We start from the raw sequence: 22,316 nt of genomic DNA on the forward strand, positions 1-22,316 counted from the left end.
GGACCGACTCGTTTGCGGCCGGCGGCGAGCCTGGATAGCGTGGCCGCGCCGGCGCATGGGGACGCCGGCCGCTCGCCGAGGACAGCTTCATGGGCCGGATCGCCGCCATCATCCTTATGCTGACGATCGCGGCCGTGGCGCCGGCAAGGGCCGCCGACGGCGGCGAGGCGCAACGCTGGGCGCGCGAGGCGGCGGCCGTGACCATCGTGCGCGACGACTGGGGGATCGCCCACGTCACCGGCAGGACCGACGCCGACGCCGTGTTCGGGGCGATCTACGCCCAGGCGGAGGACGACTTCAATCGCGTGGAGCGCAACTACCTGTTCGCCCTGGGCCGCGAGGCCGAGGCCGACGGGGAGGGGCTGGTCTTCAAGGACCTGCGCATGAAGCTGTTCGTCGATCCCGACGACCTGAGGGCGCGCTACGCGGCGAGCCCGGACTGGCTGAAGGCGCTGATGAACGCCTGGGCCGACGGGCTGAACTACTACCTGGCGACCCATCCGGACGTGAAGCCGAAGGTGATCAAGCGCTTCGAGCCGTGGATGGCGCTGAGCTTCACCGAGGGCAGCATCGGCGGCGACATCGAGCAGATCTCCGTGCCCAAGCTGGAAGCCTTCTACTCGGGCCATGAGGTGGCGCTGAACGAGGAACAGACCGGCGCGCGCTTCGTCGAGCCCACCGGCTCCAACGGCGTCGCCATCGCGCCCGCCAACACCAAGGACGGCCACGCGCTGCTCCTGATCAACCCGCACACCTCGTTCTTCTTCCGCTCGGAGCTGCAGATGACGAGCGGGGAGGGGCTGAACGCCTATGGCGCGTCGACCTGGGGCCAGTTCTTCATCTACCAGGGCTTCAACGCGCACGCCGGCTGGATGCACACCTCCAGCGGCGTCGACGTGATCGACGAGTTCGCCGAGACCATCGTCAAGAAGGACGGCAAGCTCTTCTACAAGTACGGCGACGACCTCAGGCCCGTGGCGGTGAAGACCATCGTCGTGCCGTACAGGACCGCCGACGGCGCGATGGCGAAGAAGACCTTCACCGTCTACCGCACGCACCACGGCCCGATCGTGCGCGAGGAAGGCGGCAAGTGGGTCGCGACGGCGCTGATGTTCAAGCCGATCGAGGCGCTGGAGCAGTCGTACCTGCGCACCAAGGCCAGCGATCTTGCGAGCTACATGAAGGTGGCCGAGCTGAAGGCCAATTCCTCGAACAACACGCTCTTCGCCGACTCCAAGGGCGAGATCGCATACCTGCACCCGCAGTTCATCCCCAGGCGCGACGACCGCTTCGACTATCGCTATCCGGTGGACGGCTCGGACCCGGCGACCGACTGGCAGGGGCTGCACGACCTGGACACGGTCCCGCATGTGATCTCCCCGCCCAACGGCTATGTGGTGAACACCAACGACTGGCCCTATTCGGCGGCCGGGCCCTATAGCCCGAAGAAGGCCGACTTCCCGCGCTACATGGACACCTTCGGCGAGAACCCGCGCGGCGTGCACGCCGCGCTGCTGCTGAAGGACCGCAAGGACTTCACCCTGGACGGCCTGGTCGCCGCCGCCTTCGATTCCTACCTGCCGACCTTCGCCCGGCTGATCCCGACCCTGAGCGCGGCCTACGACGCCCTGCCGGCGAGCGATCCGCGCAAGGCCGAGCTGGCCGAGCCGGTGGCGCTGCTGAAGGGCTGGGACGACCGCTGGGGGCTGGAATCGACCGCGACCTCGCTGGCGGTGTTCTGGGGCGAGAACCTGTGGGCCAAGGCCGGGCCGGCGGCGAAGGCCGAGAAGAGCTCGCCCTGGCACTACATGGCCGAGAGGCTGACGCCCGAGGACCGGATCGCCGCCCTGGCCGCGGCGGTGGACCGGCTGAAGACGGACTTCGGCGACTGGCGCGTCCCCTGGGGCGAGATCAACCGCTACCAGCGCAATGACGCGTCCATCGTGCAGACCTTCGATGACAAGAAGCCCAGCCTGGCGGTGCCGTTCGCCTCGGCCCAGTGGGGCTCGCTGGCGTCGTTCGGCGCGCGGCGCTATCCGGGCACGAAGCGCTACTACGGCACCTCGGGCAACAGCTTCGTGGCGGTGGTGGAGTTCGGCGACAAGGTGCGCGCCCGGGCGGTGACGGCCGGCGGGGAGAGCGGCGATCCGTCATCGCCGCACTTCGGCGACGAGGCCCAGCGCTACGCCGACGGGAACCTTCGGCCCGTCTACTTCTACCCCGAGGACTTGAAGGGCCACATCGAGCGCAGCTACCACCCCGGCGGCTGAGCGGTCAGCGCGCGGGCGCGTCCTCGCCGACGATCGACACCCGCTCGCCGTAGCGCGAGTAGGGATAGTAGTCCCACACCGCCTGGTGCTGGGTGCAGCGGTTGTCCCAGAAGGTCAGGGTGTTGGGCTCCCAGCGCACGCGGCAGTGCAGCTTGGGCTCGCGCTGCAGGAGGCCGAAGGCCATGTCCAGCAGGGCGCGGCTTTCCCAGCGCTGCAGCCCCTCGACGTGGCTGGTGAAGCCGGAATTCACGTAGAGCACCTGGCGGCCGGTGTCCGGATGGCGGGTGATCACCGGATGGACGTGGCGCGGATAGCCGCCCTCGGGCGGGACGGACTTGTAGTTGCCGACATAGGGCAGGGCGCCGTCGTGCACCGCGTCCAGGCCCTCCATGAAGCCGCGCATGGCCGGCGAGAGCATTTCGCAGGCCATGTACATGTTGGCGAACAGGGTGTCGCCGCCGCCGCACTCGGGCGTCTCGGTGATGTAGAGCATCGAGCCCATCGGCGGGACCGCGTCGCAGGTGACGTCGGCGTGCCAGCCCTCGCCGGCGGTGTAGGCCGACTTGGCGGTGGTCTTCACCACCAGGATTTCCGGATCCTGGTCGGGCCGGTTGTGGTGCATGGGATGGACGTGCAGGCGGCCGAAATGGCGGCCGAACGCCTTGTGCGCCTCGCGATCCAGGCGCTGGTCGCGGAAGACGAGCACCATCCAGTCGGCCCAGGCCTGGCGGATGTCGGCCAGGAGTTGGCCGCCGACCGGCTGGGACAGGTCCACGCCCCGAATCTCCGCGCCGATGTGCGGCGAGATCGGGGTCACGCTGAAGCTGGAATATTCGGTGCGGCGGGCCTCTTGGACCGGCACGTGCTTGGAAAGCGCTACGACCGCCATGTCGTCCTCCCTTCGCGCCGGGCGCGGTCTGCGCCGCGTCCCCGCGCCTGATGGCGAAGGATCGCGGTGGGGAGGGCCCGTGTCCAGGGGGTGATTCGCCGGCGGGCGGCCGCTGCGGCGGCGGGCAGGCGAGCCGCCGGCCGATTCTTCAAAGACTAAGGGAAGTTGGAGGCCTGGCCCGGAATCGAACCGGGGTGCACGGATTTGCAGTCCGCTGCGTAACCACTCCGCCACCAGGCCGTTCGGCGCCGACGCGATGATCACGCGCCCCGCCGGGAGGGCGGATCGCTAACAGAACGCGCCGTCCGCGGCAATCTCTCTCGCAGGCCCGCATTGCGCTTGGGTTAAGGGCGGACCTATAAGCCCCTGACCGTGCAAACCCCGAGGACTTCATGGCCGCCGATCTCTCCGCCGCTCGCCTGAACATGGTGGAAAGCCAAGTGCGCACGCAGGATGTGACCGACGTGCGCATCCACGACGCCATGCGCGAGGTCGCGCGCGAGTCGCTGCTGCCGGCCGACAAGGCTTACCTGGCCTACGCCGACGTGGACGCCGAATACGCGCCGGGCCGCTACCTGATGAAGCCGCGCAACGTCTCCAAGCTGCTGCAGGCGCTCAAGCCCGCCGCCGGCGAGCGCGCCCTGGCGATCGCCGCGCCCTATGCGGCGCTGGTGCTGGAGCACATGGGCCTGTCGGTGGAGCGGCTGGACGGATCGGACCTGTCGACCCCGCCGGGGCCGGCCTACGACGTGATCATCTGCGAGGGCGCGGTGGCCAAGGCGCCGGCCGCCTGGCTGGCGGCGCTGTCCAAAACCGGACGCCTGGCGGTGGTGGAGCGCGACGGGCCGGTGGGCAAGGCCGCGATCTATCGTCGCGCCGAGGACGGTTTCGGCCGTAGCCAAATCTTCGACGCGACCCCGCCGATCCTTGAAGAATTCAAGCCGGAACACGGGTTTGCGTTCTGACGCCCGGCGGAAACACGTTCGAAACGTCTAGGTGAAAAAAGCTTAAGGTCGAGCCCACTGGTCCAAGCGCAATGAGACCGTCATATAGGGGCCCGAGCTCTCGCTGCTTTTGGGGATATTGAATGTTCACCTGCCGTCGCAAAGGTTTGCTGGCCGCTGCATGCGTCGCCGGCCTGGCGAGCGGTCTCGCGGCCACCCAGGCGAGCGCCGAGACCCTGGCGGACGCGATCGCGCTCGCCTACGACAGCAACCCGACCTTGCAGGCCCAACGCGCGACTCAGCGCGCGCTCGACGAGAGCGTGGTGCAGGCCAAGGCGGGCTGGCGGCCGACGCTGAACGCTCAGACGTATTACTACTATCGGCAGTATCGCTCCCCGGGCGTGGCCGCCATCGGCCAGACATTTGACACGACAAAGCAAGACTATGCGGTCCTGACGCTGAGCCAGCCGGTTTGGACCGGCGGGCGCGTGGGCGCCGCGGTGTCGGCGGCCGAGGCCGACGTGCTGCAGGGACGCGAGAACCTGCGCCGGGTGGAAGGCCAGGTGATCGCCAGCGTGATCCAGGCCTATGTGGACGTGCGCCGCGACCAGGAGGCGCTGGCGATCCGCGAGGAGAACGTCAAGGTCCTGCAGCGCCAGCTCGAGGAATCCAAGGCCCGCTTCGATGTGGGCGAGATCACCCGCACGGACGTGGCCCAGTCCGAGGCGCGGCTGGCCGCGTCCCAGGCGCTGTTGCGCTCGGCCCAGGCCCAGCTCGCCGTCAGCCGGGCGAGCTACGCCGCGGTCGTGGGGCAGAACCCGGGCGACCTGGCGCCGGAGCCGTCGCTGGCGCCGCTGCTGCCGGACGACGTGGACAAGGCCTTCGACGTCGCCGAACAGAACAACGCGCAGATCCGCGCGGCCGAATACGCCGCCGACGCCACCAAGGCGCGGGTGGCCGAGGCCAAGGCCGACCACATGCCGAGCGTGTCGGTGAGCGGCAACCTCGTCTGGTTCACCCCGGCCAGCCCGTTCCGCACCAGCGACGCCACCCGCGAGATCGTCGGCCAGGCGACGCTGACCGTGCCGCTGTACGCCGGCGGGCTGACCAGCTCGCGGGTGCGGGCGCAGGTGGAGCGGGACAACGCCGCGCGGATCGGCATTGAGACCGCCCGCCGCAGCGTGCTGCAATCGGTGACCCAGTCCTGGAACCAGCTGCTGGCCGCGCGCGCCAACATCTCCTCCACCGCCGAGCAGGTGAAGGCCGCCGAGATCGCCGCCGAGGGCACGCGCCAGGAGCAGCAGGTCGGCCTTCGCACCACGATCGACGTCCTGAACGCCGAACAGGAGCTGCGCAGCGCCCAGCTTTCGCAGGTGAGCGCGGTGCATGACGAGTATGTCTCGTCGGCCTCGGTGCTGCTGGCGATGGGCCGGCTGGAGGCGGCGAACCTGACGCCGGCGACGGCGACCTACGATCCGAAGACGAACTTCGACAAGCTGCGCATCACCTGGGGCTGGGTGCCCTGGGAGGAGCCGATCGGGGTGGCCGATTCGGCCTTCACGCCGAAGACCAAGGAAATGCCGCGCGAAGAGACCGTCACCCTGCCGGCAGCCGACGCCGCCAAGCCCGAGCAATAACGCCGCAGGCGCGCGCAGCTTCGCCTTTTGGGCGAATAGGCGCTTGCGGACTCGGGTGGAAATTGCAGGATCGGCCCGTCGCGCCTAGGCTAGGCGCACGGGATTCTCCGACGCTATCCACGGCTTAGACATGTCCGACCAGACCGCTCAAGAACCGACGATGGAGGAGATTCTCGCCTCCATCCGGCGCATCATCTCGGAGGACGACGGCGACGACGCCGAAGGCGGCGCGCCCGCCGAGGCGATGGAGGAGGCGGAGCCCGAGGCCGAGGCGGCCCCGGCGCTGGAGCTGCCGCCAGAGCCGGAACCGGAGCTGGCGCCCGCACCCGAGCCGGTGCTGGAAGCCCCCGCCGAGGAAGAGGACGTCTTGGAGCTGACCGAAAAGGTCGAGACCGTGGGCGACCTGGACGTCTATTCGCCCACCGCCGCTCCGGCCGCCGAGCCGGAAGCCAGCACCCTGACGCCGGAAGAGGGCCTGGTAGGCCCGGTCGCCGCGAGCGCGGCGGCCAGCGCCTTCGGCCAGCTCTCGGCCTCGATCCTGATGGGCAACGCCGACCTGACCCTGGAGCAACTGGTGCGCGAGATGCTGCGCCCGATGCTGAAGGACTGGCTGGACGCCAACCTGCCGCGCATCGTGCAGGCCACGGTGGACGCCGAGGTCGAGCGCATTTCCCGCGGCCGAGTACGCTAAGCCTGCATAGAGCCCCGCTCAGCCCCGCCCCGGCGGGGCCCCAGGCGTCCGTCCGAAATCCGGGGTGACCCGAAAAAGCCTGGCTGCCCGCTTTCGCGGGAGCGAGCGGGAATGTATTCACCGCCGACAAATCGCCATGCTTGAAAAAACCTTCGATCCGAAATCCGTCGAACCGCGTCTCTACGAGGCCTGGGAACGGTCCGGCGCGTTCGCGCCGACGACCGCTCCGGCCGCCGAGCCGTTCACCATCGTGATCCCGCCGCCGAACGTGACGGGCTCGCTGCACATCGGCCATGCGCTGAACAACACCCTGCAGGACGTGCTGATCCGCTTCGAGCGGATGCGCGGCAAGGCGGCCCTGTGGCTTCCGGGCACCGACCACGCCGGCATCGCCACCCAGATGGTGGTGGAGCGCCAGCTCGCCGCCGCCGGCAACATCTCGCGCCGGGACATGGGCCGCGAGGCGTTCGTCGCCAAGGTCTGGGAATGGAAGGCCGAGAGCGGGGGGATGATCGTCAACCAGCTCCGCCGGCTGGGCGCCTCGTGCGACTGGAGCCGCGAGCGCTTCACCCTGGACGAGGGCCTGTCGGCCGCCGTGCGCAAGGTGTTCGTCACCCTCTACAAGGAGGGGCTGATCTACCGCGACAAGCGGTTGGTGAACTGGGATCCCTTCTTCCAGACCGCCATCTCCGACCTGGAGGTGGAGCAGAAGGAGGTCGACGGCGCCTACTACCACTTCGCCTATCCGCTGGAGGACGGCTCCGGCGAGATCGTCGTGGCCACCACGCGGCCAGAGACGATGCTGGGCGACACGGCCGTGGCGGTGCATCCGGACGACGAGCGCTACAAGGGCCTTGTCGGCAAGTGCGTGCGCCTGCCGATCGTCGGCCGGCCGATCCCGATCATCGCCGACGACTACGCCGACCCGGAGAAGGGCTCGGGGGCGGTGAAGATCACGCCCGCGCACGACTTCAACGACTTCATGGTGGGCAAGCGCCACAACCTGCCGGCCATCAACGTGATGGACGACTTCGCGCGCATCAACGACGAGGCCCCGGCCGCGTTCCGCGGCCTGGACCGTTTCGCCGCCCGCAAGAAGGTGGTCGAGACGATGGAGGAGCTGGGCCTGCTGCGCGAGATCGAGCGGACCCGGCACGTGGTTCCGCACGGCGACCGCTCCGGCGTGCCGGTGGAGCCCTATCTGACCGACCAGTGGTACGTGAACGCCGAGGTGCTGGCGCGCCCGGCGATCAAGGCGGTGGAGGAGGGCGAAACCGTCTTCGAGCCGCGCCACTGGGAGAAGACCTACTTCGAGTGGATGCGCAACATCCAGCCCTGGTGCGTCTCGCGCCAGCTCTGGTGGGGCCACCGCATCCCGGCCTGGTACGGGCCGGACGGTGCGATCTTCGTCGCCGAGACGGTTCAGCAAGCCGCCGACCAAGCACGTGAACGCTACGGCCGCGATGAAGTCCTGCGCCAGGACGAGGACGTGCTGGACACCTGGTTTTCGTCCGGGCTGTGGCCGTTCTCGACCCTGGGCTGGCCGGAGAAGACCGCCGACCTGGAGCGGTTCTATCCGACCAACACCCTGATCACCGGCTTCGACATCATCTTCTTCTGGGTCGCCCGGATGATGATGATGGGCCTGCACTTCACCGGCGAGGTTCCGTTCAAGCGGGTCTTCATCAACGCCCTGGTCCGCGACGCCGAGGGCAAGAAGATGTCCAAGTCCAAGGGCAACGTGATGGACCCCCTGGAGCTGGTGGACGACTACGGCGCCGACGCCCTGCGCTTCACCCTGGCGGCGATGTCCGGCCAGGCGCGCGACATCAAGCTCTCGCGCCAGCGCATTGAGGGCTATCGCAATTTCGGCACCAAGCTGTGGAACGCCACGCGCTTCTGCCAGATGAACGGCTGCGCGCGGGCGGCGAGCTTCGATCCTGCCGCGGTGAAGACCACGCTGAACAAGTGGATCGTCGGCGAGACCGCCCGCACGGCCAAGGCGGTGACCGAGGCGCTGGACGGCTGCGGCTACGACGAGGCCACGGGGACGCTCTACCGCTTCATCTGGAACGTGTTCTGCGACTGGTACGTGGAACTGGCCAAGCCGATCCTGAACGGCGAGGACGCGGCCGCCAAGGCCGAGACCCAGGCGACCGCGGCCTGGGTGCTGGACGTGATCCTGAAGCTCTTGCACCCGGTCATGCCGTTCCTGACCGAGGAGCTGTGGGCGCAGACGGCGGGGGAGGGCGCGCCGCGCGACCACGCCGGCTTCCTGATGGTCGCGCCCTGGCCGGAGCTGCCGCAGAGCCTGGTCGATCCGGCCGCCGACGCGGAGATCGGCCTGATCATCGCCGCGGTCAGCGAAGGCCGCTCGGTGCGCGCCGAGCTCAACGTGCCGCCGGCCGCGCGGCCGCCGCTGCTGGTCATCGAGGCCGACGAGGCCCAGCGCCAGACCCTGCTCGCCAACGCCGCGGTGATCGGCCAGACCCTGCGCGTCAGCGAGGTGCGCGTCGAGGCCGCCGCGCCGGAAGGGGCGATCCCCTACGTCGTGGAGGGCGCGACCCTGGCCCTGCCGGTGGCCGAGTTCATCGACCTGGCCGCCGAGCGCGCGCGCCTGACCAAGGAGATCGCGGCCCTCACGACCGACGCCGAGCGCACGGCCAAGAAGCTTTCCAACCCCGACTTCGTCGCCCGCGCGCCGGAAGAGGTGGTGGAGGAGAACCGCGAGCGGCTGGCCGAGGCCGAGGCGGCGAAGGCCAAGCTGGAAGCGGCCCTGGGACGGCTGACCGGCCTCTAGGCGAGGCCCCGTCACATCTTGCTCAGGTTTAACTTGAGGTGACGGCCGGTTACGCCATGGTGGGGCCCGTTGGAGGGACCCCCATGCGCATACTGATCAAGGCGGCGGCGCTGGCCGCGGCGGCCGCGTTCGGCCTTTGGACGGCGACCGCGCCGGCGCTGGCGGCCGACGCCCCGGCGAAGGCCGAGGCCAAGGCGGACAAGCCCAAGGACGACAAGTTCCTCGACCTGCCGCCGCTGCCGGCCGACGCCAGCGTCAAGCAGTCGATCAAGCTGGACGGCAAGACGCTGAACTACACCGCCACCGTCGGCTCGCTGCCCGTGCGCGACGACAAGGGCGAGAAGATCGGCGAGGTGGTCTACACCGCCTATGTGCTGGACGGGCCGCGCGATCCGAACCGGCCGGTCACCTTCGCCTTCAACGGCGGGCCAGGGGCGGCCTCGGTCTATCTGAACCTGGGGGCGATCGGGCCTAAGCGCGTGCAGTTCGGCGCCCAGGGCGATTCCCCCTCCGAGCCGGCGCGGCTGATCGACAACGCTGGCACGTGGCTGGACTTCACCGACCTGGTGTTCATCGACCCCGTCGGCACCGGCTATTCCCGCTCGCTGGTGAACGAGGACGAGACCAAGAAGGACTTCTTCCAGGTCAAGGCGGACATCGAGTACCTCTCGCGCATCGTCTTCGACTGGCTGGTGAAGAACGGCCGCATGGCCTCGCCGAAGTACGTGGTGGGCGAGAGCTACGGTGGCTTCCGCGCCCCGAGCATCGCCCGCTTCCTGCAGACCGAACTGGGCGTGGGGCCGAGCGGGGTGATCATGCTCTCGCCGTTCCTGGACGCGCACATGCAGGTGGCCGAGGACTTCTCGCCCATGCCGTGGATCGTCAACCTGCCATCGATGGCCGCGGCCAAGCTGGAGCGCGACGGCAAGCCGCTGAACGCGCAGACCCTGGCCGAGGTCGAGGACTACGCCCGCGGCGAGTTCGCCGTCGACCTGATGAAGGGCGTCTCCGATCCGGCGGCCGTGGCCCGGATCGTCGATCACGTGACCCGCTACACGGGCCTGGACCCGGCGCTGGTGAAGAAGATGGGCGGGCGCGTCGATCCGGCGACCTTCCTGCGCGAGCTCTATCGCGACCAGGGCAAGCTCGCGAGCGTCTACGATTCCAACGTCACCGCCTGGGATCCCTTCCCGTGGTCGCAGCCGCAGCGGACGGGCGATCCGATCCTGGACCAGATCATCGCGCCGACGACCAGCGCCATGGTCGACTTCATGACCCGCACGGTCGGCTGGAAGATCGACGCCCGCTACAACGCCCTGAGCAACGCGGTGAACGAGGCCTGGGAGAAGGACTGGTACACCTCCATCGAGTCGGTGAGCGACCTGCGCAAGGCGCTGGCGGCGGACGGCAAGATGCGGGTGATGATCGCCCACGGCTACGACGACCTGTCGTGCCCGTTCTTCGCCTCGCGGCTGATCCTGGACCAGATGCCGGCCATGGGCGACCCGGGACGGGCGAGCCTGAAGGTCTATCCGGGCGGGCACATGTTCTACAGCCGGCCGGACAGCCAGGCGGCGTTCCGGCGCGACGTGAAGGCCCTCTACGCGGCGCGCTCCTGAACCCAGCCTCGAACGGACGTTTGCCTAGCGGGCTAGGTTATGCTTGTTCACCTAGGACAGAACGCGCGCCGGCGTCATGGCGCGCCAGTGCATTAGGAGAACGCCCATGACCGAGGCTGCTTTGCCCGCCGGTTGGCCCGCCATGTCCATCGCCCAGGCCCACGCGCTGCTGACGGGGGCGGGCTCGCCCTTCGAGATGGAGGAGGTGGTCGTCGACGGGGTGAAGCTCAGGTCGTGGAAGAACCAGCCGCCGACCCTGCGCACGCTGGTGGAGGGCTGCCGGGCCCACGGGGACAAGGCGTTCCTGGTCTACGAGGACGAGCGCGTCACCTACGAGGCGTTCTACAAGGCCGTCGCAGCGCTGGCGGCGGAACTGGCCGCCCAGGGCGTGACCAAGGGCGACCGCGTGGCCGTGGTCATGCGCAACCTGCCCGAATGGGTGGTGTCCTTCTACGCGGCCGCCTCGCTGGGGGCGATCGTCACGCCGCTGAACGCCTGGTGGACCGGGCCGGAGCTGGAATACGGCCTGACCGATTCCGGCGCCAAGGCCGCGCTGGTCGACGCCGAGCGCTTCGAACGCCTGAAGGAGCACATCCACAACTGCCCGGCGCTGAAGAAGGTCTACGTCTCCCGCGAGATCGAGGAGATCGCCCACCCGCTGGTGGCCAAGGTGGAGGACGTGATCGGCGGCGCCAACGACTGGGCCTCGCTGCCCGAACAGGCGCTGCCGGCCTGCGAAATCGCCCCGGACGACGAGGCGACGATCTTCTACACCTCGGGCACCACCGGAAAGCCGAAGGGCGCGCTGGGCACCCACCGGGGCATCAACTCCAACATCATGACCGCCGGCGCGGCCGGCGTGCGCCACTTCCTGCGCCGGGGCGAGGCGCCGCCGGCGCCCGACCCGGACGCGCCGCAGCGCTCGGTCCTGCTGTCGGTGCCGTTCTTCCACGCCACCGGCTGCTTCGCCGTGCTGAACCCGATGCTGTTCTTCGGCGGCAAGCTGGTGATGATGTACAAGTGGGACGTGATCCGCGCCTTCGAGCTGATCGAGCGCGAGAAGATCCAGTCCGCCGGGGGCGTGCCGACCATCGCCTGGCAGCTCATCGAGCACCCCGCGCGGGCCAACTACGACCTGTCTTCGCTGGAATCGGTGTCCTACGGCGGCGCGCCGTCGGCGCCGGAGCTGGTGCGCCGCATCCGCGAAGCCTTCCCCAAGTCGCAGCCCGGCCAGGGCTGGGGCATGACCGAGACCTGCGCGACGGTGACCAGCAACGGCGCGGAGGACTACGTCAACCGCCCCGACAGCTGCGGGCCGGCCGCCGCCGTCGCCGAGCTGAAGATCATGGATCCGGGCGACGGCGTGACCGAGCTGGCGATCGGCGAACTCGGCGAGCTGTGGGCCAAGGGACCGATGATCGTGAAGGGCTACTGGAACAAGCCGGAAGCCACGGCCCAGACCTTCGTCGACGGCTGGGTGCGCACGGGCGACCTGGCGCGGCTGGACGAGGAGGGCTTCTGCTTCATCGTCGACCGGGCCAAGGACATGCTGATCCGCGGCGGCGAGAACATCTACTGCGTGGAGGTGGAGAACGTGCTCTACGACCACCCGGCGGTGATGGACGCGGCCATCGTCGGCATCCCGCACAAGACGCTGGGCGAGGAGCCGGGCGCCGTGGTGACGCTGAAGCCGGGCGCGGAAGCCTCCGAGGCCGAGCTGCGCGCCCACGTGGCCGACCGGCTGGCGGCGTTCAAGGTGCCGGTGAAGGTCAAGTTCTGGCACGAGACCCTGCCGCGCAACGCCAACGGCAAGATCCTGAAGAACGAGCTGAAGAAGCTGTTCGCCGAGGAGGGGGCCGACGCCTGAGCCGGCCCTGACCCGCAAGCGCGCCGACGTCCTGCTGGTCGAGCGCGGCCTGTTCGACAGCCGCGCCAAGGCCCGCGCCGCCATCGAGGCGGGGCGGGTGACGGCGGCCGGGCGGCCGGTGGCCAAGGCTTCCGATCTCCTGGAGCCGGACGCCGAGCTGACGGCGCAGGCGGCCCATCCCTGGGTGGGGCGCGGGGCGCTGAAGCTGGCCCGGGCGCTGGAGATCTGGCCGGTGCGCGTGGAGGGCCGCGTGGTGCTGGACGTGGGCGCCTCGACCGGCGGCTTCACCGAGGTCTGCCTGGCCGGCGGCGCGGCGCGCGTCTACGCCGTGGACGTGGGGCGCGGCCAGCTTCACCCCAAGATCGCGGCCGATCCGCGGGTGGTCTCGCTGGAGGCCACGGACGCGCGCGCCCTGACGGCGGCGCTGGTTCCCGAGGCGCCGGAGCTGGTGGTCTGCGACGTGAGCTTCATCAGCCTGGCCAAGGCGCTGCCGGCGGCCCTGGCGCTGGCGGCGGCCGGGGCGGACCTGGTCTGCCTGGTCAAGCCGCAGTTCGAGGCCGGCCCGGCCCAGGTGGGCAAGGGCGGGATGGTGAAGGACGAGGCGGTGAGGCTGAAGGCCGTGACGGACGCCGAGGCGTTCCTGGAAGCGGCGGGCTGGCGCCTGCGCGGCCGCGCCGACAGCCCGATCGCCGGAGGCGACGGCAATCTGGAGTTTTTGGTCTGGGCGACCAAGGCGGCCTGAACCCGGATGCAAGAAAGGCCGCCCGCGGAGGAGCGGAGCGGCCTTTCCGACGCCCTGGTCCGCGCTTCAATACTTAAGCGAAGAGCGGTCCAAGCACGCAGTCCCGACGCCTGTAGGGGCAGGCGGCGCCGGGGTGTTCGATTTAGTCGACGACCTGATAGCGGCCGGAGTCGTCGCGGCAGACGCGCACGAAGCGCTTCTGGACGCGGCCGTCGGGCAGGTAGATCGGGCTTTCGGCCAGGGTGCAGCTATCGGCCGGCGGGCCGGAGCGCTCGGTGACCGAATAGCTCTCGGTGTAGCCGCGGTCGCCGTCGTCGTCGTAGCGGCCCTGGTAGTACCGGTTGTCGTAGCGCGGCTGGTAGTAGCTGGTGCGCGGGGCCGGCGGCGGCGGGGCGTAGGACGAGGTGCAGGCCGCCGAACGGTTGCCCACGGCCGCGCCGGTGGCCGCGCCGAGCGCGCCGCCGAGCAGGGCGCCTTCGGTGCGCGCGTTGCGGGCGGCGGCGTTGGAGCCGATCACCGCGCCCATGGCGCCGCCGATCAGGGCGCCGACGGTGCCGCGGTTGGTGGAGGCCCGGCGGCAGGGATCATAGTTGTACGAGCCGCCGTCGTAGTAGCCGGCCGACTGGGCCGCGGCGAAGGTGGGGATGGACAGGGCGCCGGTGAGCGCCATGACGCCCGCGACCGCGGCGGTCGCGCCCTTGGCGATGATGGTACGGTTGGACATCAGACACTCCTTGAAAAACGGGATTCTTCGATCGGCCCGGCTCAGGTCCGGCCGCTCGGCCGCCAGACGCCGTCACGTCCGCGGCAGACTTCGAAGTCGTGGTTGCGGCCGCCGTAGTACTCCTGCACCCAGTGGCAGTCGGCGCGGGCGGCGACGCGCTTGGGATACTTCAGGCACTTGACCCGGCGCTTGCCGATCTCGTGGCCGGCGACCGCGCCGACCGCCCCGCCGAGCACGGCGCCCTCGGTCTTGCGGCCGTGCGAGGCGACGGCCGAGCCGAACAGGGCGCCGGCGACCGCGCCGACGGCGGTGCCGGTGTTGGCCGAGCGGCGTTGCTCGGCCTTGCAGATGTCGCCCTCGCCGTAGTTGCGGGCGGACTGGGCGGCGGCGAATTGCGGGGCGACGAAGGCCGGCGCGGCGATCGCGGCGGCCACGGCCAGAACGACGGTGCGGTTCATGGACCTCTCCTTGGCGTATAAGCGGCGCCCCTCGCCGCGTTTCGAACGTGACAATGGCAGGGCCAAGCTGAACGATGCTTGAGCGGTTCGTTCATCTTCGTTCATCTGGCCGGACGCGGGGCGGCGGGGCGGACCGCATCCGCTGGGGAAATAGAGTTTGAACATGCGACGTTCCAGACCCGCGCGGCGGCCGCAGGCGGGTTCGAAGGCCGGAATCGGGCAGGAAGCCGGGCAGGACGCCGGGCCGGTGGTCGAGATCGTGATCGAGGCCATGGGCGGCGAGGGCGACGGCGTGGCGGCCGGTCCGATCTACGCGCCCTTCACCCTGCCGGGCGAGCGGGTGCGGCTGGCCGGGCGCGGCGAGCGGCGAGAGCTGGTGGAGGTGCTTCAGGCGAGCCCGGAGCGGGTCGCGCCGCCGTGCCCGCACTTCGGCGCCTGCGGCGGCTGCGCCCTGCAGCACTGGGAGCACGGCGCCTATCTGGCCTGGAAGGTGGAGCGGCTGAGGACCACGCTGGCGCGCCAGCACGTCGAGACCGAACTCCTGCCGGCCTTCGCCGCCCAGCCACGCACGCGCCGGCGCCTGGCGCTGCACGCGCGGCAGGGGAGCAAGACGGCCGCGCGCCTGGGCTACAAGGCGCGCAAGTCGTGGAGCCTGGTGGAGGTCTCCGCCTGCGAGATCGCCGATCCGCGCCTCGTGGCGGCGTTCCCGGCGCTGGCGCGGCTGGCCGCCCCTCTGTTCGAACATCCCAAGTCGGCTCCCACCCTGCACGTGACGCTCACGGCCGCCGGTCTCGACGTCGATATTTCAGGGGTGGAGCGCAAAAGCGGCGGTTTGTCGGCGGATGCACGGCTACGCTTGGCCGAGGCCGCGGCGGAGGCCGACCTGGCGCGCGTGACCCTGGACGGGGAGATCGCCTACCTGGCCCGCCAGCCGACCGTGAGGTTCGGCCAGGCGAGCGTGGCCCTGCCGGCGGGCGGGTTCCTGCAGGCCACGCCCCAGGCCGAGGCGGCGATGACGGCGTTCGTGACGGCGGAGGCGGCGGGGGCCAAGCGCATCGCCGACCTCTACTGCGGGGCGGGCACCTTCACCTTCCCCCTGGCCGGGATCGCGCCGGTCCTGGCGGCGGACGGGGCGGGGGAGGCCGTGCGCGCCCTGACCGCGGCCATCGCCACCGCGCCGGGGCTGAAGGCGATCACCGCCGAGGCCCGCGACCTGGTGCGCCGGCCGGTGCTGGCCGAGGAACTGAAGAAGGTGGACTGCGTGGTGTTCGACCCGCCGCGGGCCGGCGCGGCCGAGCAGGCCGCCGAGATCGCCCGCTCGGACGTGGCGCGGGCGATCGGCGTCTCGTGCAACCCCGCGACCTTCGCCCGCGACGCCCGCACGCTGATCGACGCCGGCTTCGCGCTCGAGCGCGTGCTGCCGGTGGACCAGTTCCTCTGGTCGGCGCACATGGAGCTGATCGGCGTGTTCTCGCGCTAGGCCGAAGCCTGAAATCCTTCCCCAGAGGGCGAGCATGACTCGAAGTCCCCCTCAGTCCCTGCGGGACAGCTCCCCCAGAGGGGGAGCATTCTGGCGGCGTCGCCGAAAGGGCGGGGGCGCGGCTCAGGTTCCGAACAGGTCCATCTGGTCGCCGGCCCTGGGCGGGACGCGGAAGCGGGAGAGGTCGAGCGCGGGCAGGGCGCCGTCCAGGCCGAAGCGGCGCCTGGCGGCGGCGAAGCGCTGGCGCAGGAGGTCGGCGATCGGGCCCTGGCCCTTCATGCGCTTGCCGAACTCGGCCTGATAGGCTTGGCCGCCGCGCGTCTGGCGCACCAGCGACATCACCCGCGCGGCGCGGTCGGGATGGTCGCTGGCCAGCCACTCCTCGAACAGCGTCTTGATCTCCAGCGGCAGGCGCAGGACCACATAGGCCGCCGAGACGGCCCCGGCGTCGGCGACCGCCTCGAGCACCGCCTCCATCTCGTGGTCGTTGAGGCCGGGAATCACCGGGGCGAACATGGCCAGCACCGGAACCCCGGCGTCGGACAGCCGCCGGATGGTGTCGACCCGCCGCTGCGGCGTGGCGGCCCTGGGCTCCATGCTGCGCGCGAGCCTGCGGTCCAGCGTGGTGACCGAGATGGCGGCGCGCACGAGGCCCTGCGCCGCCATGGGGCGCAGGATGTCCAGGTCGCGCTGGATCAGGGCCGACTTGGTGATGATCGAGAAGGGGTGGGAGAAGCGCTGCAGCACCTCCAGCACCGCCCGCGTGACGCGCAGGCGCCGCTCCTGCGGCTGATAGGGATCGGTGTTGCCGCCGATGTGGATGACGTCGGGCCTGTAGCGGGGGGAGGAGAGCTCTCGTTCCAGCAGCCGGCCGGCCTCGGGCTTGAAGAACAGCTTGGATTCGAAGTCGAGGCCGGGCGAGAGCCCGACATAGGCGTGGGCGGGCCGGGCGTAGCAGTAGATGCAGCCGTGCTCGCAGCCCCGGTAGGGATTGATCGAGCTGTCGAAGCCCACGTCGGGGCTGTCGTTGTGGGTGATGATGACGCGCGCCGCCTCGGGGGTGACGGAGGTCTTCAGCGCCGGGACCTCGGCGTCGGCCTCGTTCCAGCCGTCGTCGAAAGCCTCGCGCAGCCGGGCCTCATAGCGGCCGGTGGCGTTGGACCGCGCCCCGCGCCCGCGCAACTGGGGAGCCGCATTGGACATGGGTGCAATGGAGCATGGCGAAAAGAACAAAACAAGAACTTCTTGACCCAAGCCGAAGCGGGCCGCTTCCTCCGCCCATGATCACCGCCGTCATCCCCACGCTGAACGCCGCGCGAGAGCTGCACGCCCTCTTGAGCGCCCTGGTGCCGGCCGCCGCCGAGGGGCTGGTGCGCCAGGTGCTGGTGCTGGACGGCGGCTCCAGCGACGGCACGCACGAGCTTTGCGAGGACGCCGGGGCCGACGTGCTGGACGTGCCGCTGGCCGAGGCGGCGCGGCGCGCGCGGGGGGACTGGATCCTGGCCCTGCCGGTGGACCTGCGCCTGCGCCGCGGCTGGGACGCGGCGGTCGTCGCGCACCTGGAGCGGGGCGGCGGGGCGGCGCTGCTGGTGGACGCGACCGAGCCGGAGGGCTGGCTGGCGCGGCTGAAGGGGCCGTCGAAGGCCGGCGTGCTCCTGAAGCGCGCGGCGGTGGAGGCGCTGGGGCCGGGCGCGGACCTGGACGCCCTGCGCCGCCACGCCGGGCGCGCGCCCAGGCTGTCCTAGAACCCGAGCTTGAAGTCCAAGGTGGCGTCGGCGACCTTCGCGCCGGCGGCCAGGGCGTCGAGGGTGTTGGTGTCCTCGTTGAACAGGCGCCGGTAAACCCAATAGGCGGCCACGACTTTTTCGACGTAGTTGCGGGTCTCCTGAGCCGGCATGCTCTCGATCACCATCAGGCTGTCGGTGTCGTCGCCGAGCATCTGCACGGTGCGTTGCAGGACGCCGGGGCCGGCGTTGTAGGCGGCCACAGCACGCAGCAGATCGGGCCCCACGCCGCGCTGCATCAGCCAGGTCAGATACTCCTGGCCGACCCGCAGGTTGAACGACGGATCGAACAAGGGGCTCATGTCGGTCTTCAGCTTGTCGTCGCCGGCCGCGCGCGCCGCCGCGTCGGGCGTGAGCTGCATCAGGCCGACCGCGCCCGCCCCGGACGTCGCCATCGGGTTGAAGCGGCTTTCCTGGCGCACGATCGCGTAGACCAGGGCCTTGTCGACGGTGAAGCCCCACTGCGGCTGCAGGATCGGGGTCGGATAGTCGCGGAAGCCGCCCACGGTCGAATCGCCGGCCGTGGTGAGCGGGGCGTTCAGCGCCAGGATGAGGGCGGTCCACAGGCTGCGCTCGGCGTCGGTCTTGGCCAGGGTCAGGCCCGCGCGCAGCTCAAGGCCGGCGTCGTTGACGAGGCCGATCTGCGCCAGGCCCGCGGCGCGATGGGCGCGCGGGTTGGTCTTGACGAAGCGCGGCAGGTCCATGGCCGGGCCGTCGAAATCGGCGGGAATGAACAGCGGCGAAAGGCGCGGCGCGGCCTGCGAGACCTGCACCGGCGCCGGATCGGGCGCCAGCTTCAGCCGGCGCGCGGCGATCATGCCGTAGAAGGTCTGGCGTTCCTTGGCGGCGACGCGCAGGAGGGGCTCGACCGCGTCCCTGTCGCCGGCCGCGTCGGCGGCGCGCGCGGCCCAGAAGCCGCCGGCGGCCTTCAGCCACGGGTCGGTCGAGGTCTCCGACACCTTCTGGAAGTAGGTTTCGGCCTTGGCGTATTCCTTCAGCCGGTAGGCGGCCAGGCCCGCGATCCAGTGATCGCCGGCGCGCGGCGCCAGCTCCAGGGCCAGGCGGACGTTTCCGGAATAGTAGGCTTCGCGCGCGCGGCGGGCGCGATCGCCGGGCAGGGGACCGGCCAGGCGGCTGGCGGCGCGTTCGACCGCGCCCCAGGCGGCGGAGGCGATCAGCGGCGCGCGGGGCGCCGCCGCCTCGGCCGGCTTGCGCTTCATGGCCAGGGCGTAGATCCGGTCGGCGCCGGGCAGGTCGGCGTACTTGGCCAGCCAGTCGGCCAGTTCCTGGAAGGTGGCGGTGTGCGCCGAGGGGTGCATGAGCTGGTGGAAGGTCAGCTCGCCGGTGAGCGACTGGTCCTTGATCTCGGCCAACTGCATCTGGGCGCCGATGAAGTCGCCCTGTTCGACAGAGGCGAAGGCGGCCGCGTAGCGTCGAGCGTCCCACGGCGACAGCGCCTGTGGAGCCGCAGCGGCCTGGCTGGCGATGCCGGCGATGAGGAGCGCGGCCCCCGCCACACTCCGCATGCGCGTCAAGAGCGTCATGCCGTTCCCCACGCGCAGTCGTTAACGATTTGACTGCGCGGCCCTTTTTTCGATGCGTCGTTAGGCTTAACCAGGGCGCTCCGGCCGATCAAGCCTTTCAGTGAGCGTCACGAGGTCGCTCCACGCTTTCTTCTTGGCTGCCGGCTGGCGCAGCAGGAAGGCCGGGTGCAGCGTCGGCATGGCGGGCAGTTCCAGGCCGTTCTCGCCGCGCCATTCGAACCAGCGGCCGCGCAGGGAGAGAATCCCTTCCTCGCGCTTGAGCATCGACTTGGCCGCCGCCGCGCCCAGGAACAGCAGCATCCGCGGCGCGATCAGCTCGATGGCCCGCTCGACGAACGGGGCGCAGATCATCTGCTCGGAGGGGCTGGGCGTGCGGTTGCCCGGCGGTCGCCAGAAGACGGTGTTGGTGATGAACACCCGGTCGGTGAGGCCCGCGGCCGCGAGCATGCGGTCCAGCAGGCGGCCGGCCCGGCCGACGAAGGGCTCGCCGCGCTGGTCCTCCTCCGCCCCCGGACCCTCGCCGACGATGACGAGCGGCGCGTCGGGCCGGCCGCGGGCGAACACGGCCTGGTGCGCGGCGCCCTCGAAGCGCAGCGGGCAGCCCTCGAAGCCGGCGATGGCGGCCTTCAGGGCGTCCAGGTCCTGCGCCGCGGCGGCCAGGCGGCGGGCCTCGGCCACGGCGCTGGAGATGTCCGGCCCGGCGTTCCGGGCGGCGGCCGGGGCGGGCTTGAGCGGGGCGGCGGGGATGCGTTCCGGCGGCCGCGGCGGGGCGATCTTGCCGGCGGCGATCCGGTCGATCGGCTCGTCCAGCAGCATGGCGTCGACGCCGGCCTCGGCCCAGAACGCCAGGAGGCTCTCGGCGGTCCGATCAGGTGTTGTTGCGGAGGTCGCAGTCATGTGGGCCTTGAAACGCGGCGGGCTGATTATTCTTGACCGCCAGCGCATCAGCTTCCGATAAGTCGCGCGAGGGATCAACGCCGCGCGGCGATTGGACGAGGGGGCCACGACCGCGCCAGATGGGAGCTTCGGGGATATGAGCCAAGACGTCGAACGCGAGTCCATGGAGTACGACGTCGTCATCGTCGGCGCGGGGCCGGCCGGCCTGTCCGCCGCGATCCGGCTCAAGCAACTGGCGGCCGAGGCCGGGACCGACGTGTCCGTGGCCGTGCTGGAGAAGGGCTCCGAAGTGGGCGCCCACATCCTGTCGGGCGCGGTGATCGATCCCAAGGGCATCAGCGAGCTGATCCCCGACTGGAAGGAGCAGGGCGTGCCGCTGGAGACGGCGGTGACGCGCGACAAGTTCCTGGTGCTGGGGCCGCAGGGCGAGCTGGACATCTCCTGGCTGCCGTTCCCCAAGTTCATGCTGAACCACGGCAACTACATCGCCTCGCTCGGCAACGTGTGCCGCTGGCTGGCCCAGCACGCCGAGAGCCTGGGGGTGGAGATCTATCCGGGCATGGCCGCCTCCGAGGTGGTCTACAACGAGGACGGCTCGGTGAAGGGCGTCGTGGCCGGCGTGTTCGGCATCGGCAAGGACGGCGAGCCGGGCCCCGACTATCAGCCGGGCGTGGAGCTGCACGCCAAGTACACCTTCATCGGCGAGGGCGTGCGCGGCTCGCTGGCCAAGCAACTGATCGCCAAGTTCGGCCTGGACGAAGGCCGCGAGCCGCAGAAGTTCGGCATCGGCATCAAGGAACTGTGGCAGGTTCCCGACGAGAACTTCGAATCCGGCCTGACGCAGCACACCTTCGGCTGGCCGCTGAACAACCAGACCGGCGGCGGCAGCTTCATGTACCACTTCGGGGACAACTACGTGGCCATCGGCTTCGTGGTGCACCTGAACTACAAGAACCCCTGGCTGTCGCCATTCGACGAGTTCCAGCGCTTCAAGACCCACCCGGCGATCCGCGCCTATCTGGAGGGCGGCAAGCGCATCGCCTACGGCGCGCGGGCGATCACCGAGGGCGGCCACCAGTCGCTGCCCAAGCTCTACTTCCCCGGCGGGGCGCTCCTGGGCTGCTCGGCGGGCATGGTCAACGTGCCGCGCATCAAGGGCAGCCACAACGCGGTCAAGAGCGGGATGCTGGCCGCCGAGGCCGCCTTCGCCGCCCTCCAGGACGGCCGGTCCAGCGACGAGCTGAAGGGCTACGAGGACAGCTACCACAAGTCCTGGGTCGCCAAGGAGCTGAAGAGCGTCCGCAACTTCAAGCCCTTGTGGTCGAAGTTCGGCACCATCCCCGGCATCGGCCTGGGCGGGCTCGATGCGATCATGGCCAACATCCTGGGCGGCTGGTCGCCCTGGGGCACGCTGAAGCACGGCAAGACCGACGCGGCGGCCACGGGCCTGGCCAAGGACTACCAGCCGATCGTCTATCCGAAGCCGGACAACGAGGTCAGCTTCGACAAGCTCTCCTCGGTGTTCCTGTCGTCGACCAACCACGACGAGAACCAGCCGGCGCACCTGAAGCTGAAGGACCCGAGCATCCCGATCGAGGTGAACCTGCCCCGGTTCGGCGAGCCGGCGCGGCTGTTCTGCCCGGCGGGGGTGTATGAGGTGCTCTACGACGACGACGGCAAGAACCCGAAGTTCCAGATCAATTTCCAGAACTGCGTCCACTGCAAGACCTGCGACATCAAGGATCCCTCGCAGAACATTAACTGGACCACGCCACAAGGGGGCGACGGGCCGAACTACCCGAACATGTGACGCGTGGCGCACTTGCGGCGCCGCGCCAAAGAGCCGAGTTTCCGCAGATGCGTCTTGCTTTTCTGATCGCCGCCGCCCCGCTTGTCCTGCTTTCGGCCTGTGCGACGGTCCCAAGCGGGCCTGACGCGGCGGCCGGGGGCTTGGACTTCGGCGGCGGGCC

17 protein-coding genes and 1 tRNA gene are annotated in these 22,316 nt (G+C 70.3%); 11 read left to right on the plus strand and 7 right to left on the minus strand.

Features of this window, described 5'->3' with window-relative positions; all coding sequences use genetic code 11:
- Positions 1-89 precede the first annotated feature (89 nt).
- Complete coding sequence (locus tag ACE3TA_RS01920) at positions 90-2,270, plus strand: acylase (RefSeq protein ID WP_374570008.1); 2,181 nt, start codon at positions 90-92, stop codon at positions 2,268-2,270.
- Positions 2,271-2,274: 4 nt separating this feature from the next.
- On the opposite strand, the gene ACE3TA_RS01925 is transcribed toward ACE3TA_RS01920, so the two are convergent.
- Positions 2,275-3,159: a TauD/TfdA dioxygenase family protein gene (locus ACE3TA_RS01925; RefSeq protein WP_374570009.1), complete on the minus strand. Its 885-nt coding sequence runs from the start codon at positions 3,157-3,159 to the stop codon at positions 2,275-2,277.
- A 166-nt stretch (positions 3,160-3,325) separates the two neighbouring features.
- A tRNA-Cys gene (locus ACE3TA_RS01930) sits at positions 3,326-3,399 on the minus strand.
- A gap of 152 nt (positions 3,400-3,551) precedes the next feature.
- On the opposite strand from ACE3TA_RS01930, the gene ACE3TA_RS01935 reads away from it, so the two are divergent.
- From ACE3TA_RS01935 to ACE3TA_RS01965, 7 genes are all read left to right on the plus strand, one after another.
- Positions 3,552-4,124: a protein-L-isoaspartate O-methyltransferase gene (locus tag ACE3TA_RS01935; protein WP_374570010.1), complete on the plus strand. Its 573-nt coding sequence runs from the start codon at positions 3,552-3,554 to the stop codon at positions 4,122-4,124.
- A gap of 122 nt (positions 4,125-4,246) precedes the next feature.
- A complete protein-coding gene (locus ACE3TA_RS01940; RefSeq protein WP_374570011.1) occupies positions 4,247-5,740 on the plus strand; it encodes a TolC family outer membrane protein in 1,494 nt (497 codons plus the stop codon).
- Between the two features lie 130 nt (positions 5,741-5,870).
- Positions 5,871-6,431 (plus strand): DUF2497 domain-containing protein, encoded by a 561-nt coding sequence (locus ACE3TA_RS01945; protein WP_374570013.1) that lies wholly within the window; start codon positions 5,871-5,873, stop codon positions 6,429-6,431.
- A gap of 136 nt (positions 6,432-6,567) precedes the next feature.
- The gene (locus ACE3TA_RS01950; protein ID WP_374570014.1) at positions 6,568-9,231 is read left to right on the plus strand and encodes a valine--tRNA ligase; all 2,664 of its coding nucleotides are present in this window, start codon (positions 6,568-6,570) and stop codon (positions 9,229-9,231) included.
- An 83-nt stretch (positions 9,232-9,314) separates the two neighbouring features.
- On the plus strand, positions 9,315-10,850 hold the full coding sequence (locus ACE3TA_RS01955) for a S10 family peptidase (protein ID WP_374570015.1): 1,536 nt from the start codon (positions 9,315-9,317) through the stop codon (positions 10,848-10,850).
- Between the two features lie 106 nt (positions 10,851-10,956).
- The gene (locus ACE3TA_RS01960; RefSeq protein WP_374570016.1) at positions 10,957-12,717 is read left to right on the plus strand and encodes a class I adenylate-forming enzyme family protein; all 1,761 of its coding nucleotides are present in this window, start codon (positions 10,957-10,959) and stop codon (positions 12,715-12,717) included.
- A 7-nt stretch (positions 12,718-12,724) separates the two neighbouring features.
- Entirely contained in the window at positions 12,725-13,459 is a 735-nt protein-coding gene (locus ACE3TA_RS01965; protein WP_374571101.1) for a TlyA family RNA methyltransferase, read from the plus strand.
- A 142-nt stretch (positions 13,460-13,601) separates the two neighbouring features.
- Here ACE3TA_RS01965 and ACE3TA_RS01970 read toward each other — a convergent pair whose 3' ends face one another.
- Both ACE3TA_RS01970 and ACE3TA_RS01975 read right to left on the minus strand, forming a co-directional pair.
- Positions 13,602-14,183: a glycine zipper 2TM domain-containing protein gene (locus tag ACE3TA_RS01970; protein ID WP_374570017.1), complete on the minus strand. Its 582-nt coding sequence runs from the start codon at positions 14,181-14,183 to the stop codon at positions 13,602-13,604.
- 41 nt (positions 14,184-14,224) lie between these two features.
- A complete protein-coding gene (locus tag ACE3TA_RS01975; RefSeq protein ID WP_374570018.1) occupies positions 14,225-14,641 on the minus strand; it encodes a glycine zipper 2TM domain-containing protein in 417 nt (138 codons plus the stop codon).
- Between the two features lie 271 nt (positions 14,642-14,912).
- Here ACE3TA_RS01975 and ACE3TA_RS01980 point away from each other — a divergent pair, with 271 nt between their 5' ends.
- Positions 14,913-16,121: a class I SAM-dependent RNA methyltransferase gene (locus ACE3TA_RS01980; RefSeq protein WP_374571103.1), complete on the plus strand. Its 1,209-nt coding sequence runs from the start codon at positions 14,913-14,915 to the stop codon at positions 16,119-16,121.
- Between the two features lie 123 nt (positions 16,122-16,244).
- Here the strand turns inward: ACE3TA_RS01980 and ACE3TA_RS01985 are convergent, their stop codons facing one another.
- The gene (locus ACE3TA_RS01985) at positions 16,245-17,324 is read right to left on the minus strand and encodes a PA0069 family radical SAM protein (RefSeq protein ID WP_374570019.1); all 1,080 of its coding nucleotides are present in this window, start codon (positions 17,322-17,324) and stop codon (positions 16,245-16,247) included.
- A gap of 77 nt (positions 17,325-17,401) precedes the next feature.
- Between ACE3TA_RS01985 and ACE3TA_RS01990 the strand changes: the two genes are divergently transcribed.
- Positions 17,402-17,866, plus strand: coding sequence for a glycosyltransferase (locus ACE3TA_RS01990; RefSeq protein ID WP_374570020.1), 465 nt, complete (start codon positions 17,402-17,404; stop codon positions 17,864-17,866).
- Here the strand turns inward: ACE3TA_RS01990 and ACE3TA_RS01995 are convergent.
- Entirely contained in the window at positions 17,863-19,449 is a 1,587-nt protein-coding gene (locus ACE3TA_RS01995; protein WP_374570021.1) for a lytic transglycosylase domain-containing protein, read from the minus strand. The two genes, ACE3TA_RS01990 and ACE3TA_RS01995, sit on opposite strands and share 4 nt — an antisense overlap.
- A 66-nt stretch (positions 19,450-19,515) precedes the next feature.
- Positions 19,516-20,346 carry a uracil-DNA glycosylase gene (locus tag ACE3TA_RS02000; protein WP_374570022.1) on the minus strand — a complete coding sequence of 277 codons (831 nt, stop codon included), beginning with the start codon at positions 20,344-20,346 and terminating at the stop codon, positions 19,516-19,518.
- A gap of 136 nt (positions 20,347-20,482) precedes the next feature.
- On the opposite strand from ACE3TA_RS02000, the gene ACE3TA_RS02005 reads away from it, so the two are divergent.
- A complete protein-coding gene (locus ACE3TA_RS02005) occupies positions 20,483-22,156 on the plus strand; it encodes an electron transfer flavoprotein-ubiquinone oxidoreductase (RefSeq protein WP_374570023.1) in 1,674 nt (557 codons plus the stop codon).
- Positions 22,157-22,316 lie beyond the last annotated feature (160 nt).

This window comes from Phenylobacterium sp., assembly GCF_041916435.1.
Taxonomy (GTDB): domain Bacteria; phylum Pseudomonadota; class Alphaproteobacteria; order Caulobacterales; family Caulobacteraceae; genus Phenylobacterium.

Excerpts from the sequence above, each read along its gene's own strand:
- ACE3TA_RS01920 (WP_374570008.1), top strand. The coding sequence starts at position 90 with ATGGGCCGGATCGCCGCCATCATCCTTATGCTGACGATCGCGGCCGTG.
- ACE3TA_RS01925 (WP_374570009.1), bottom strand. The coding sequence starts at position 3,159 with ATGGCGGTCGTAGCGCTTTCCAAGCACGTGCCGGTCCAAGAGGCCCGC.
- ACE3TA_RS01935 (WP_374570010.1), top strand. The coding sequence starts at position 3,552 with ATGGCCGCCGATCTCTCCGCCGCTCGCCTGAACATGGTGGAAAGCCAA.
- ACE3TA_RS01940 (WP_374570011.1), top strand. The coding sequence starts at position 4,247 with ATGTTCACCTGCCGTCGCAAAGGTTTGCTGGCCGCTGCATGCGTCGCC.
- ACE3TA_RS01945 (WP_374570013.1), top strand. The coding sequence starts at position 5,871 with ATGTCCGACCAGACCGCTCAAGAACCGACGATGGAGGAGATTCTCGCC.
- ACE3TA_RS01950 (WP_374570014.1), top strand. The coding sequence starts at position 6,568 with ATGCTTGAAAAAACCTTCGATCCGAAATCCGTCGAACCGCGTCTCTAC.
- ACE3TA_RS01955 (WP_374570015.1), top strand. The coding sequence starts at position 9,315 with ATGCGCATACTGATCAAGGCGGCGGCGCTGGCCGCGGCGGCCGCGTTC.
- ACE3TA_RS01960 (WP_374570016.1), top strand. The coding sequence starts at position 10,957 with ATGACCGAGGCTGCTTTGCCCGCCGGTTGGCCCGCCATGTCCATCGCC.
- ACE3TA_RS01970 (WP_374570017.1), bottom strand. The coding sequence starts at position 14,183 with ATGTCCAACCGTACCATCATCGCCAAGGGCGCGACCGCCGCGGTCGCG.
- ACE3TA_RS01975 (WP_374570018.1), bottom strand. The coding sequence starts at position 14,641 with ATGAACCGCACCGTCGTTCTGGCCGTGGCCGCCGCGATCGCCGCGCCG.
- ACE3TA_RS01980 (WP_374571103.1), top strand. The coding sequence starts at position 14,913 with ATGGGCGGCGAGGGCGACGGCGTGGCGGCCGGTCCGATCTACGCGCCC.
- ACE3TA_RS01985 (WP_374570019.1), bottom strand. The coding sequence starts at position 17,324 with ATGTCCAATGCGGCTCCCCAGTTGCGCGGGCGCGGGGCGCGGTCCAAC.
- ACE3TA_RS01990 (WP_374570020.1), top strand. The coding sequence starts at position 17,402 with ATGATCACCGCCGTCATCCCCACGCTGAACGCCGCGCGAGAGCTGCAC.
- ACE3TA_RS01995 (WP_374570021.1), bottom strand. The coding sequence starts at position 19,449 with ATGACGCTCTTGACGCGCATGCGGAGTGTGGCGGGGGCCGCGCTCCTC.
- ACE3TA_RS02000 (WP_374570022.1), bottom strand. The coding sequence starts at position 20,346 with ATGACTGCGACCTCCGCAACAACACCTGATCGGACCGCCGAGAGCCTC.
- ACE3TA_RS02005 (WP_374570023.1), top strand. The coding sequence starts at position 20,483 with ATGAGCCAAGACGTCGAACGCGAGTCCATGGAGTACGACGTCGTCATC.